Origin of the sequence: Dorea sp. YH-dor226 (genome assembly GCF_039832105.1) — a bacterium.
Taxonomy (GTDB): Bacteria; Bacillota; Clostridia; order Lachnospirales; family Lachnospiraceae; genus Dorea_A.
The window spans coordinates 1-12687 of record NZ_JBDOHS010000021.1 but is presented as its reverse complement, the minus strand read 5'-3'; the positions used below and the strand labels follow the sequence as shown (position 1 = coordinate 12687).

The following is a 12687-nucleotide window of genomic DNA, read 5'->3' as shown; positions in this document are numbered from 1 at the left end:
TGCCACTGATTACTCCTCCTTCTTCGGATACCCTTTCCCTGCCTGTAATAAACAGAGAAAAGCGATGCCAAAAACAGCACCGCCACTAAAAGTTAATACATATGAAATTGCTCGTAACATTGTTTTCTCCTTTGTTTTAACCTGCTTCAGAAGTCTCCTCCAAGCGGGTTGTCATGATTTTATAGAGGGAATTCTTCGGGAATCTGTCTACAAATGGGATAATGACATTTCCATAAAACAGAAGTCCTTCACCCTCATTACTGTTGGTTACATAGGACAGCTGGGTTGGTGAGATATTCAGCTGTTTTGCCAGAATCTGCCTGTCTCCGGAAGCCTGGTTCAGCATATAAATAAAATCTGAATTTTCAAATATATTCTCGATTTCCCTGGAAGACAGCAAATCCTTAATATTCTGAGTGATGCCAGTTGGAATACCACCCCATTTACGGAATCGCTTCCAGATCTCCACACTATAAGCTGCAGTCTGTTCCTCTTTTAAGAGAAGATGGAACTCATCCACATAGTATCTGGTGGACTTATGGGCAGAACGGTTCATCGTTACCCTGTTCCAGACCTGATCCTGGATTACAAGCATCCCGATCTTTTTCAACTGCTTACCAAGCTCCTTGATATCAAAACAGACAATGCGGTTATTGATATCCACGTTTGTCTGATGATTAAATACATTCAGAGAACCTGTAACATAGATTTCCAACGAAGTGGCCAGTCGCTGTGCTTCCGGCTCTTCCTGTTTTCTCAGAAGGTTATATAAATCCTCCAGGATTGGCATCTTCTCCGGCACTGGATCGGCAAGATATTCCTGATATACTAACCGTACACAGCGGTCAATGATGGTCTTTTCTACCGGCTCCAGTCCATTCTTTCCTCCAACAATCAGCTCACACAAAGACAGAATAAAATCTGCTTTCAGTGACAGTGGATTATCTTCCTCGGAATAGTTCAGGTTCAGATCCATTGGATTGATATACTGGTCAGATACTGGCGAAACCCGAACTACCTGCCCATGCAGTGCCTGCACAAGTGCCGAATATTCGGCTTCTGGATCACAGACAATGATATCGTCTTCCGTAATCAGGAAGCAGTTTGTAATTTCCCTCTTTGCTGAGAAGGACTTACCGGAACCAGGTGTACCAAGAATCAGTCCATTCGGGTTCTTCAGACGTTTCCGATCAACCATGATCATGTTGTTGGATAATGCATTTAATCCATAATAAAGAGCTTCCCCTTCCTGAAACAGTTCCTGTGTCGTAAATGGCACGAAGATCGCTGTTGAAGATGTGGTAAGCCCTCTCTGAATTTCAATTCGATTGACTCCCAGTGGAATACAGGACATGAGTGCTGCTTCCTGCTGATAATCCAGTTGTTTTAAAGAACAGTTATATTTCTGTGCAATTCCCTGCACCTGGAAAATATTATTATCCAGCTTCTGACGCTTCTTTGCGGTATTCATTACCAGAAATGTCACAAGGAACATTCTCTCATTTCTGGACTGCAGATCTTCCAACAGGTTCTTCGCCTCTTCTCCATAGGTTACAAGGTCTGATGGAAGCACGTCCATATCATAACCGGAACGTACCGCCCGTTTCTGCTCTTCAATCTTCATCTTATCCAGATCTGAAATCTTGCTCTTGATCATTTTGATTGCTGAACTCTGATCAATGGACTGGATATGAATGTTGACATTGATGCTGTCATCCACATCCAGGAAGTCTGCAAGCATCCGGTCTGTCAGCTCCGGTGCAAGAATCTGCAGGTAACTCACACTCCCCATCGTTCTTCCCATCATAAATGTCTGATTCTTGGAAAAGTTAAAGGAAGTCGGTGCAATAAAATCTTTGGTCTTTAATCCGGTTTCCGGCAGCATCTTATACTGGAACTTAAATGGTTCAATCCGATCCTGGTTGAACACATGATATAGAATCTCCAGCCTTTCCAGACCATTTAGTGAATGTGCCTGTGCTCCCAGGACCTTAAAGTTGTTTAAGATATATGTTTCGATTCTTTCAAGCCTTGATCTTGCCACCTTCAGGCTTTCTGCTTCGATTCCAAAAGTGATATACTTTGTCTTCACCAGACCATTATTTCCTTTTGAAAGCTGATTTTTCAACATAGTACGGTACTCATCACGAATGGCATTGAAGTCATCGTTCTGATCAGGAATGTCAATGCTTTTCTCAAATTCTGCCACATCCACCTGCTGATTGATAAAGGACAGCTGCACACTGATGGAAGAATCAAAGTAATTTAAGAAATCACAGTAATTCTCAAATATCGTGGTCTTATCCTCATTTAAAGCAAGCTGATAGTTGATGTCATAAAACTGAATCGTCTTGGAGAAAAAGTTCTTTGTCACCTGGCAAATACCATCCTGCAGCATCCGAATATACGGAATACTCTGCTGCGCAGTTGTAGGAATATTTTTCTGTTTCCTGCGGTCCCGTTCCTGCTTCTTCCTACGCTTTTCCTGTTCTCTTTCTTTTCTGCTTTTTTTGTTTCTTCTTTCCTGACGGTTTCTTTTTTCCACCAGGGACAGACGCTCCTGCTGAGCCTCCTGCTTTGTCTTTTTTGCCATCCGGCACACCCTCCTTTTTTACAAGGGTGGAAATCTCCTGATAAAAATTTTCTGTCTTATATGGTCTTACTGACGGACAGATAAACTTCTGTCGAATGATATTTGCCACCACTTTTTCTAAGGGAAGCCCGTCTTTTTCATACATTGCCATGAAGAAAAATGGAAGCATGATCGTTACCATCAGGATGGCTGCGATACTGGAACCGATTGGTTTTCTCATGAACAGATAAAACGGAATTCCCACTACTGCGGCAAGTGAAAAGAAAATCAGCTGCCGTTTTGTCAGATTTAACGCTACTTTTGTTTTGACCTTGGTAAGGTCTTTTGGTACTGGTACATACGCCATGGTATGCGCTCCTTTCCTGCCCGCTAATGGGCATTGAATATTGATTTGCTAAGGCTTCCGGTCTTGAATAATGAAAATGCAAGAATCACGGTATAAGCCGCTACTGAAAACATTGCTGCATGAAGGTCACTGGATATGGTCATTGCATTTACTAAAACTGCATAAATTCCCACACAGACCATCATGAAGAATCCCTGAAATGCCAGTGCGAACAAGCCTTTTAAATAGTTGTTTCCGATATTGCCCCATTCCTTATTGGTCATGGTGGCAAACGGAATTGGTGCTATGGAAGTATAAAGGTAAATCTCTATCATTCTTCCGTATAAAATAACGGTTATAATGATCGACAGAATCCGCATGGTAATACTGATCAGCAGCGTTTCCATGGATAACAAGAACAAATCCCCCAGTTCCATATCTTCCAGTGCATCCACAATCCTTGTGATTGCTTCCGATGCGTCCACTGCTGTGTTTCCGGAAATTACTCCGGCGGCATTGTTGACCACATGCTGGCCAACGTCAAAGACCGCCATCGTGATATTGAACGTATTCGTCACCAGATAAATGGCTACATACGCCTTAAAGATCCAGAGGAAAATGTTGTAAGTCTCAAATTCATGGAAATTGTTTTTCTGCGTTACCATCGTAATCAGTTCATAGCACAGGACAAATGTGATGATCAGTCCCGCAATGGGGACAATCACCGTTTGGGAAATGTTCTGGATCAGATTGAAGATTCCGGCATTCCATCCCTGCGGTGTCTGTCCCACCTGCCCGGCTATGGTTCCCACCTGCTCATTGACAGACGTGAACATGTTATCCAAACAGGACTTGATAAGCCCGATCAGGATATCCTTTATCGCTTCCGTAATTCTCTCAATGATGGTGTTCATCTACCACTCCTCTTAAGAGAACAATGTTGCCAGCTGTGGAATCAGGGTAGTTCCCAGCAGCATGATTCCGGCACCAGCCATCAGCTGTTTCATCCCCAATTAGGTGTAAAAACTCTGCTCGATGGCGGGCGGCGGCGTACAAAAAATCTATATGGTGTTGTTAAGAGAACCGTCCCGGCGGGACAGGTCAGGCAGTGACCTGTTCCACCTCCGGGATGGGTTTGAGATTAAAATGAATTTCGATAGAAATGTGTCTTGTTTTATCTTCGTCAATGCGCTCATGCACAACGATTTCTTTGATTAAGCGGTTGAGGGTGGCTGCGTCCAGCTCTGTGATGTTGGCGTATTCCTGAATGGCTTCCACCCATTGTTTTGCATCATTGGCAAGCTGGACTTCATCGGACAGCCGCTTTCTGCCCTCGGACACTTTTGTTTTAAGCTCCGTCTGCTCGGTCTGTGTCTTTTCCAGCATGGTGTTGAAATTCTGCTCACTGATACGCCCTGCAATCATATCCTCATAAAGCCGCATGACCATTTTGTCCAGAACCTCAATCCGTTCCTCGTCCCTTGTAAGGGAGCGTTCCATTGCTTCCCGCTGTTCCCGCTGCTCGGCTTCACAGGTATTGGTCAGGCGGTCGGCAACCGCTTCCCCGTCCATCAGGGCAGCTCTGGCACATTCCCGGATTTTCCGCAGCACATGGCTGTAAAGGGTGTCATAATCAATCCGGTGCTGGGTGCAGTGGTTCTTTCCAAAGGCATTGTAGGTCTTGCAGGAGTAAATCCGCTGGGGATGTTTAGCGTTTGTGTAGCGTACCGTCAGCGACTTCCCACACTCGCCGCATTTTAACAGTCCGGCAAACAGGCTGATTTCATTGGTCTGCCCCGGACGCTGGCGGGATTTCAGCTTGTTCTGCACAATGTCAAAGCTCATGCTGTCAATCAGCGGTTCATGCTGTCCCTCCACCACAATCCAGTCCTCCGGCTTCTTTTCCCCAATCGTGCCGATTTTGAAGCGGTAGTCCTTTTTCTGGGAAGCAATCGCCCCGGTGTAGACGGGATTCATCAAAAGGTCTTTGATAACGGAGAAGTCCCACATATACCGCCCGTTTTCTGGGTCTTTCTTTTCCCATTTGGTGCGGGTATTGCGAAGCCCCCGTTCCCGGTTCCACCATGTAGGGCAGGGGATTTTTTCTTTCTCCAGCCGTCTGCGGATATAGTTCGGACCATGACCGTTCAGGGCATATCCGAAAATCAGCCGCACAATCGGGGCGGTTTCCTCGTCAATGAGCAGATGGTTTTTGTCCTCCGGGTCTTTCCGATACCCAAACGGGGCAAGACACCCGGTAAACTGTCCTTTCTGCGCTTTCAGAAGATAAGAGGAATGGACTTTCTTGGAAATATCCTTGCTGTACATCTCGTTCAGGATATTCTTGAACGGGGCAATGTCGTTGTTATCCCGCAGGGTGTCGATGCCGTCATTCATGGCGATATAGCGGACACCGTTTCTTGGGAAAAAGTCCTCAATCAAATGCCCGGTTTGCAGATAATTACGCCCCAGTCGGCTGAGGTCTTTCGTGATGACAAGGTTGATCTGCCTGCGCTCAATGGCTCTCAACATTCTCTGTAGGTCAGGACGCTCCATGTTAAGACCTGTGAAGCCATCGTCCTGATAGACTGCCACAACCTCCCATCCCTGCTTTTCGCAGTATTTTTCCAGCATATCACGCTGGTTTGCGATACTGGCACTTTCGCCTTGCAGGTCATCGTCCTTTGACAGCCTGCAATAGACCGCCGCACGATAACCCCCGGCAAGTGCCGAACCGATTGTTCTGTATTCCATTTCGTTCATCATAGCCATTTACCCACACAATCCAGACGGTATCTGGCTCTTTTGAACCTCATCTTCATTATAGCCTATATCTTTCTTTTTAGCAAGATATTCTTTTGCATTTGTCTTTCCGTATTTCTGGGAAATCAGGCTGGCGAACACATCAGTGGCGTCAAGCTCCCCGTCAAATACAGTGGTCACATGAATCTCTGTTTTGTTTTTTGCCATAGGCAGTTATCCTCCATACATGAAAATAGCCAGACAGAGGGTGTCGGCAACGAAGTCCGGCAACGGACTTCAAAAGACCTTGCAAACAATCTCAATCTGGCGATGGTTACTATTTATACTTTTCTTTTATTTTTTTGTTGTTTTGGTTGTTATAAGGGAGAAAAGCCCGGAAATAAGGGGTTTTTCCCGGCAACCGGCTCGGCAACGGGATAACAACAGGGGGTGCAACGGGCTGTCCTTTTCAGAATGGAAGCTCCATCTGTTCTGTGACCTCCACAAAACCGTCCATCGTTTTTTCAGACGGGTTGCCGGAGTCCGTTGCCGGGTTTTCACGCTCCCAGCCCTTTTGTCTGCCATATTCGGAAAACATTCTTGGGTTTGGGAAGTACCGCCAGCTGGAAATGCACTGGTTCATAATCTCGTTGATTTCCCGGATTTCCCATTGCTTCGGCTCGTCAAAAGCATGGTTCAAGGCTTCCTTATAGAGCTGCTTGGAGCAGACCATGCTCCCGGTGTATTTATCAAGATACGCCTGTATCATCCCGGCTTTGGTGTCCTCCGGCATAAAATCCCGCTGGTGTTCTTTGAGATACCGCTGCATGGCGGGGCTGAAAGCCAGCTTGAACCTGCCGCTTTTATAAATCTCCATCGCTTCCGCCCACATCTGCCCGATATAGGCTCTGGAAGCGGCTTCATCCTCCAAAATGTGAACTTCCGCCTGCTCCGGGTACACCATGACCGGGATAAAGCGGCGGTTGCCGGAACGGTCAAGGGGCAGGAAGTCAAGGGCATTGGAAGTGCCGCCAAACACGCACTGACGGGGGCGGTCTGCCGGGTGGGTTTCATAAGGTATCTTGTAGACCTCTTTCTGCCGGCTTAAAAATGACTTGATTTCCTCAATGCTCTTGGCGTTGGCGGTTGCCATCATTTCCGACATTTCAATAATCCAGTGACCTTGCAGCTTGCGGTACACATTGTCATCGTCCAGCTTCCGCAAATCATCGGAGAACCACTCGTCCCGGACTGCCAGCAGCCGGAAGAAGGTGGACTTTCCAGCCCCCTGACCGCCTACCAGACAGAGCATGATTTCAAACTTGCACCCCGGCTGAAAGGCTCGTGAGATTGCACCCAGCAGGAACAGCTTCAACGCTTCATAGGTGTAATCGTCTGCGTCAGCCCCCAGAAAGTGCCGCAGGCAGAAGCGGATTCGCTCTGTCCCGTCCCACACAAGGGTATTGAGATAGTCCCGGATGGGATGGTACTTGTTTTCATTCGCCACAATCCCGATGGCGTTATCAATCTTTTTCTCATTGGTAAGCCCGTAGGTTTCTTCCAGATAAAGAAGCAGATACTTCATGTCCGTATCGTTCAGGGCGGTGCTTTCTCTGTGAAAACCGATGGGCTTTATGATGTCCTTGCGGTCAGTCAGGATGTTGTATGCGATAGCCCCTGAAAGCAGAGGGTCACGTTGGAATACGGTCAGGCAGTTCCGTATGCTCTGACGGACACCGCCTTTCTCGGTGGTTTCCAGCCCCGCCTTGATTTCCTCAACGCTCTGGGGCGGCTGCATGGCGTTCATAGTGTTTTTTAGTTCTTGCTGCGTCTGCGGCTGCAAGTTCTGCCATTCGCTGTTCAAGCTGTATCACATCCTTTCCGTAGTCCGTAATCAAATCCGCTTTTTCCTCTGTTTCCCCGAACAGCAGCACATCCAGCAGATATTCCACTTGGGCTTGCTTCTGTAAGGCTTCCACAAACCGGGGATGAAAGGCTTCCTCCGGGGAGTGCGGGGCGTAGTCCGTTCTCCATGCCATCAGCAGATGGAGATAATCGGCAAGAATACGGAAGCAGCGATTCTTTGCTTCCTGAAACTGTTCCTCCGGGGATTTCTGCCGGGTCTTGGGCTTTTTTACCTTTCCCGGCGGTTTCCAGTCCTCATAGGAAAGCCCGAAGTCCTGTGCCAGCTGTACGGCGGCTTCTTTCTTTCCCAGCCCATACAGGGCGGCGGCAAAATCAATCACATCCCCATCCGCACCGCAGCCGAAGCAATGGTAACGCCGATCCAGCTTCATGCTTGGGGTTTTATCGTTATGGAACGGGCAGCAAGCCATCCCGTTCCGACCTACATGGATTCCATAATACTCCGCAGCCTGTCTTGTTGTGACGGACTGCTTCACAGCTTCGAATACATTCAAATCTATCCCTCCTTGAAAATAAGAAAAGCACCTGACATTCTCTAATTGAAAATGGCAAGTGCCTGTTAAAGTTCCATATCCTGTTGTCTGTGTTTCTCCTGTGCCGGGGCGGTTCTTTGTGCTTTTTTCTCGTCAGTCTTATCCTGCAAGACTTCTTTGATGGGCTGCTTCTTGGGCGGCTCTTTGCTTTCCTCTGTGCCGGGTGTGGCTTTCCGTACCCAGTAGCGGATGTCCCGCAGCTTCTTCAAATCCTCCTGTACCTCGGTCAGTGGTACTTTCAGCTCTGCGATTTCGCTGAGAAGCGTTTCCTGCTCCTGTTGCAACTCATTTTTCGTTTTATCCTTATCGTCCGGGTGCTTGGCAAGGTAGTCAGCGGCTTTCTCATACCGGGCAACCTCCGGGTGTTCCTGTTTGAATTTCCCCTTTATTTTCTTAAAAAATATCTTCTGGTACTTCTCATAGACAGCCTTACATTCCTTGCAGTCTGTCCGGCTGGCAAGAATCCCGTCAATCACTTTGCTCCGGGCTTCCTTTGGCTTCATCTGATTGCGGTAATCTGCGGCTGATTTCCCGGAAGATTCCAGAAACGCTTCTAAGTCCTCCACAGTGGAAAGCCCCTTTTGCCGGAGATAGGACAGGGCTTCGCTGACTGCCTTTAAGTCCTGTGAAGTTCCCCGGTTCTGTCCAGCCCTTGTCCAGTCCTTCCGTTCTTCCTTTCGTATCTCCATATACTTCATCAGCAGATTGGGAAGAAGTGTCGCTTCCTCCGCCGCCTTTTGTGCAAGCAGCTCCTTCCGTTTTTCTCCCAGCTCGGTAATCCAGCCTTTGAGGTTTTGGATAAGCTGCCGGATGGACTTCATCAGGCGGTTGGCGGCTCTGATTTCCCGGTTCAGGTTGCCGATATTCGTCTGGATACCTCGCTTTTCCATCTGCCGGACAGCAGTCCCCTCATGGACAGTGGGGACTATATCAAGCCCCTGTCTGGCATAGGAACGCAAGTCCACACGCTCCGGGCGGTCATTGGCGTCCAGATAGCGGTTCTGGATAACCTCCCATTCATGCCGCCAGATTTCACAATACTTCTGGTCGTTCCAGTCCACCGTATCCTCCTTGTGGCTTTTCCACCTGCCGGACGGCAGCTTTATCCGTTCCCCATTCTCGTCAAGGTCATAAACCTTGCGGCTCTTGGGAAGCCATTTTCCATGTTCATCCATTGCCCGCATGGTCAGCAGGACATGGGCGTGGGGATTGTGTCCCGGCGGATGGGGGTCATGGATGGCAAAATCAGCAATCATGCCTTTGGAAACAAACTGCTGTTCACAAAACTCCCGTACAAGGACAGCGTACTGGTCGGGCGGTATCTCTCTGGGAATGGTAAGCACCCACCGCCTTGCAAGCTGGGAGTTCCATTGCTTTTCCACCGCTTCGGCGGCATTCCATAAAGTATTGCGGTCTGCATATTCCTGTGGAGCATTTGCCGGGAGCAGGATTTCATTGTGGACGATACCACGCTTTTCCGGGTAGTGCTTTACTTGCTGGTCGTATTCACAGAACAGCTTTTCGCCGCTTTGGTAAGCAGCGGCGGCAACCGCAGACTGCCGCTGGCTGCGCTGAACAATCGTGATTTCGTTGTGTGGACAAGGCATTTCGTGTCCCTCCTTTCGCTAATTGGTGGAAGGGGTGGCGTTTTACCACCTCATTTTGGGCAGAAAAAAAGCAGGAGACCTTTTTCAGATTTCCTGCTCGGTGTGCCACTGTGTGAGCGGCGGGTATTTAGTTGTAAAAGTTCGGGACAAGTTGACCCGATGTAAAGCTAACAAACTGGAATTGCACCAAAACAATCTAAGACAACAACGCTGCCCTACTTGCGATTTTTTCTTGTACTGCGGAAACAGTTTCTTGAATGGAATAAGTGGTCGTATCTATAACATTCGATTCATATATTCCCAGATTGCAAAATTGCTCCCACATGGTTTCTACCAATTCGATATTTGTCTTTCGGTCTAACTTTGAGCGTTCAACAGCTCGCTTCAAGGTTTCTTCCTTACTTGCCCTTAAAATAATATAATGCACCTCATAATGTTCCCGAACAAGACTTTGCCACGGCTTTAAAAACCACGGTCCGATAATACCGTCAACAATTACATCATATCCACCACGAGCATATCGCTTCGCAGCTTCTAAAAACGCTTCAATGACAATCAAATTTTGCTCATTTGATTCTGGCAAATGCGGTGGTATTGCCCCTTTACTCAAATAATGATAAAAGTCATCTGTGTGCATATGCACAGACTTTTCCAAATCTGATTCTTTTGCAACAGCAGATGCCGTTGTAGTTTTTCCTGTCCCCGGCGCACCTGTGATTACAATAATTCTACCTTGATTCATCTATATTTTACCTCCACAAATTACGATTTTCTTAATTCTACAAACTGGAATTTGAGTCTCTGTAAAGCTGGAATTAACCCATACAATTATTTTAATTTAGAGGTTCTTACGCAATTATCCGTATTTTGTAATTTTTCAATACTGGAATGCCAGTGTAAATCAGCATTCTCCATTTTTATTAAAGCGAAAAACGTAAAATTGCGGAAGAACCAATTTAGATATTCACAATTTTACTTGCCACAGTATCTCGAAAAACACTGTCATGTTCTACCAGGAGCATGGTCGGGGCAAACTCCGTTATGAGTTGTTCAATCTGCATACGTGAGTACACATCAATAAAGTTGAGCGGTTCATCCCATACATACAAGTGTGCCTTTTCACAAAGGCTTTTCGCAATTAGGACTTTCTTCTTTTGCCCGCCAGAAAAGTCTTTAATATCCTTTTCAAACTGTACACGCTCAAAGTCCATTTTCCTAAGAATTGCCTTGAACAAACTTTCATCAAGGTTGTTTTCTTCTGCAAACTCGGAAAGGGTTCCACATAAATACGATGTATCCTGTGGCACATAAGAAATTACAAGCCCAGAGCCAAGTGTTACTGTACCCGTATAATCTATGGACTGCCCGACTACCAACTTTAACAGGCTACTTTTGCCACTGCCGTTCTTTCCATCAAGCACAATGCGTTCTCCCTGTCTTATTTCAAACGAAACGGGTTCACAAACTGAAATGCCATCATAATAAACTACTACATTCGATAATGATGCAAGCAAATCTGTATGGTAATTAAGCGGTTGTATCTTGAGGGCTTCTGCGGTTTCCATATTTTTCAGCAATGCTGATTTTTGTTCGATTGTCTGTTGTTGTCTCGCTTCTATAGATTTTGAACGCTTCATCATTTTGGCGGCTTTATGACCGACATAACCTTTATCTGCTGCCCCAATTTTGGAAGCTTCTACACGTTCAGACCATACTGCAGCGCGTTTTGCCGACTGCTGTAATCGTCTGATGTCCTTTTGCAAACGTTCGTTCTGAGCCAGTTCAAATTCTTGCTGTCGCTCAAAATTTGACATCCATGATGAAAAGTTTCCTCTTTGCACTTCGATATTCGCTCGGTTAATCGATAGAATATAGTCAACACAATCGTCAAGAAAGCGACGATCGTGAGAAACTAAGATGAATCCCTTTTTCTTTTTCAGATATGCCGCCACACTTTTTCTCGCTTTGGCATCCAAATGGTTGGTAGGTTCATCAATCAGTAGGAAATGCCCTTCATTAAGAAAAAGAGCGGCAATCAAAACCTTTGTCTGCTCTCCGTTGGAAAGTGTTTCAAAAGGTCGCCAAAGCACATCGACATCAACATCAAGATAAGAAAGTTCTCGCATAAGTTCCCATTCTTCCGCAAGTGGGCAAATCTCCTGCAATATATCCTCTGTAATACGATTCTTATCTGAAACGGGATAAGGAAAATAATCAAACTGTACGGATGATAGGATTTTTCCACTATACTCATATTTCCCAAGCAGAAGATTCAGAAAGGTTGTTTTACCTCGTCCGTTTCTGCCCACAAAACCAAGCTTCCAATCGGTATCAACCTGGAAACTGACATTTTCAAAAACATTATCATAACTTGTCGGATATGAAAACGTAAGGTTTTCAATTTTAATCATTGACATAAATATTATCCTCCTTTGCATGTCATACGATACAAAGTCGGTTCGGTGAATGTTTACTACGTATAGATTTCACCAAAAGGAACCGACACTATACGGAGTGAATCATGTGTAACTATCTGTTCTGCACTATTCATAAAGCACCTCCAAAACAAAATAAGAGCCACAAGAAAGTTTATCCTTGCAGCTCGTCATAGCATAAAATAACACCACTAAGCAAAAGTGGCAACAGCACTATATTGAGTAAGATAGACATATAACTTTCTTGCAATAGACACAATAATGCCAAAGTATAGCACTACCGCATATTTTGATTTTATTTGCAAGAAAAGTTAATCATCTTCCCACCTCTTTCTAAATTTCAAAATATTATACCATAAATCGCAGGCAAATACAAGTGGTTATAAAAATTTAACAAATCGCTTATTGTATAGGTGTCAATGATTGGTAACACTTCACCCCCAAGATAATGTCAAGGGAAAGGTGGAGATTCTCGAAGAGAATACTACCTGACCTTGACATTATCCTTCATGATATACTGGTTCAC

The 12687-nt window shown here is 45.9% G+C and carries 11 protein-coding genes and 1 pseudogene; all 12 read right to left on the bottom strand.

The window, feature by feature from the left end; translation table 11 throughout:
• Positions 1 to 9: 9 nt before the first annotated feature.
• On the bottom strand, positions 10 to 120 hold the full coding sequence (locus tag ABE547_RS13290) for a hypothetical protein (protein ID WP_008688066.1): 111 nt from the start codon (positions 118 to 120) through the stop codon (positions 10 to 12).
• A gap of 16 nt (positions 121 to 136) precedes the next feature.
• Positions 137 to 2398, bottom strand: a complete 2262-nt coding sequence (locus ABE547_RS13285; RefSeq protein ID WP_347379234.1) for a conjugal transfer protein TraE — start codon at positions 2396 to 2398, stop codon at positions 137 to 139.
• Between the two features lie 76 nt (positions 2399 to 2474).
• Positions 2475 to 2939, bottom strand: a complete 465-nt coding sequence (locus ABE547_RS13280; protein ID WP_073106999.1) for a PrgI family protein — start codon at positions 2937 to 2939, stop codon at positions 2475 to 2477.
• A gap of 23 nt (positions 2940 to 2962) precedes the next feature.
• Positions 2963 to 3832 (bottom strand): VirB6/TrbL-like conjugal transfer protein, CD1112 family, encoded by an 870-nt coding sequence (locus ABE547_RS13275; RefSeq protein ID WP_005344182.1) that lies wholly within the window; start codon positions 3830 to 3832, stop codon positions 2963 to 2965.
• 12 nt (positions 3833 to 3844) lie between these two features.
• Positions 3845 to 3928, bottom strand: a pseudogene (locus tag ABE547_RS13270) (Maff2 family protein); the annotation flags it as partial.
• Positions 3929 to 4019: 91 nt separating this feature from the next.
• A complete protein-coding gene (locus ABE547_RS13265) occupies positions 4020 to 5690 on the bottom strand; it encodes a recombinase family protein (protein WP_002584321.1) in 1671 nt (556 codons plus the stop codon).
• Entirely contained in the window at positions 5691 to 5888 is a 198-nt protein-coding gene (locus ABE547_RS13260; protein WP_347379229.1) for a hypothetical protein, read from the bottom strand.
• Positions 5889 to 6129: 241 nt separating this feature from the next.
• Positions 6130 to 7467: a virulence-associated E family protein gene (locus tag ABE547_RS13255; protein ID WP_002584323.1), complete on the bottom strand. Its 1338-nt coding sequence runs from the start codon at positions 7465 to 7467 to the stop codon at positions 6130 to 6132.
• Positions 7436 to 8080 carry a CHC2 zinc finger domain-containing protein gene (locus ABE547_RS13250; RefSeq protein ID WP_002584324.1) on the bottom strand — a complete coding sequence of 215 codons (645 nt, stop codon included), beginning with the start codon at positions 8078 to 8080 and terminating at the stop codon, positions 7436 to 7438. Before ABE547_RS13250 ends, ABE547_RS13255 begins: the two co-directional genes overlap by 32 nt.
• A 65-nt stretch (positions 8081 to 8145) precedes the next feature.
• On the bottom strand, positions 8146 to 9726 hold the full coding sequence (gene mobQ, locus ABE547_RS13245) for a MobQ family relaxase (RefSeq protein ID WP_002584325.1): 1581 nt from the start codon (positions 9724 to 9726) through the stop codon (positions 8146 to 8148).
• 196 nt (positions 9727 to 9922) lie between these two features.
• A complete protein-coding gene (locus ABE547_RS13240) occupies positions 9923 to 10468 on the bottom strand; it encodes an AAA family ATPase (protein ID WP_002584326.1) in 546 nt (181 codons plus the stop codon).
• A 214-nt stretch (positions 10469 to 10682) separates the two neighbouring features.
• A complete protein-coding gene (locus tag ABE547_RS13235; RefSeq protein ID WP_002584327.1) occupies positions 10683 to 12143 on the bottom strand; it encodes an Lsa family ABC-F type ribosomal protection protein in 1461 nt (486 codons plus the stop codon).
• Positions 12144 to 12687 lie beyond the last annotated feature (544 nt).

Coding starts and splice junctions, on each gene's coding strand:
- ABE547_RS13235 (WP_002584327.1), bottom strand. CDS start 12,143: ATGTCAATGATTAAAATTGAAAACCTTACGTTTTCATATCCGACAAGT.
- ABE547_RS13260 (WP_347379229.1), bottom strand. CDS start 5,888: ATGGCAAAAAACAAAACAGAGATTCATGTGACCACTGTATTTGACGGG.
- mobQ (WP_002584325.1), bottom strand. CDS start 9,726: ATGCCTTGTCCACACAACGAAATCACGATTGTTCAGCGCAGCCAGCGG.
- ABE547_RS13265 (WP_002584321.1), bottom strand. CDS start 5,690: ATGGCTATGATGAACGAAATGGAATACAGAACAATCGGTTCGGCACTT.
- ABE547_RS13285 (WP_347379234.1), bottom strand. CDS start 2,398: ATGCTGCAGGATGGTATTTGCCAGGTGACAAAGAACTTTTTCTCCAAG.
- ABE547_RS13280 (WP_073106999.1), bottom strand. CDS start 2,939: ATGGCGTATGTACCAGTACCAAAAGACCTTACCAAGGTCAAAACAAAA.
- ABE547_RS13290 (WP_008688066.1), bottom strand. CDS start 120: ATGTTACGAGCAATTTCATATGTATTAACTTTTAGTGGCGGTGCTGTT.
- ABE547_RS13275 (WP_005344182.1), bottom strand. CDS start 3,832: ATGAACACCATCATTGAGAGAATTACGGAAGCGATAAAGGATATCCTG.
- ABE547_RS13255 (WP_002584323.1), bottom strand. CDS start 7,467: ATGAACGCCATGCAGCCGCCCCAGAGCGTTGAGGAAATCAAGGCGGGG.
- ABE547_RS13240 (WP_002584326.1), bottom strand. CDS start 10,468: ATGAATCAAGGTAGAATTATTGTAATCACAGGTGCGCCGGGGACAGGA.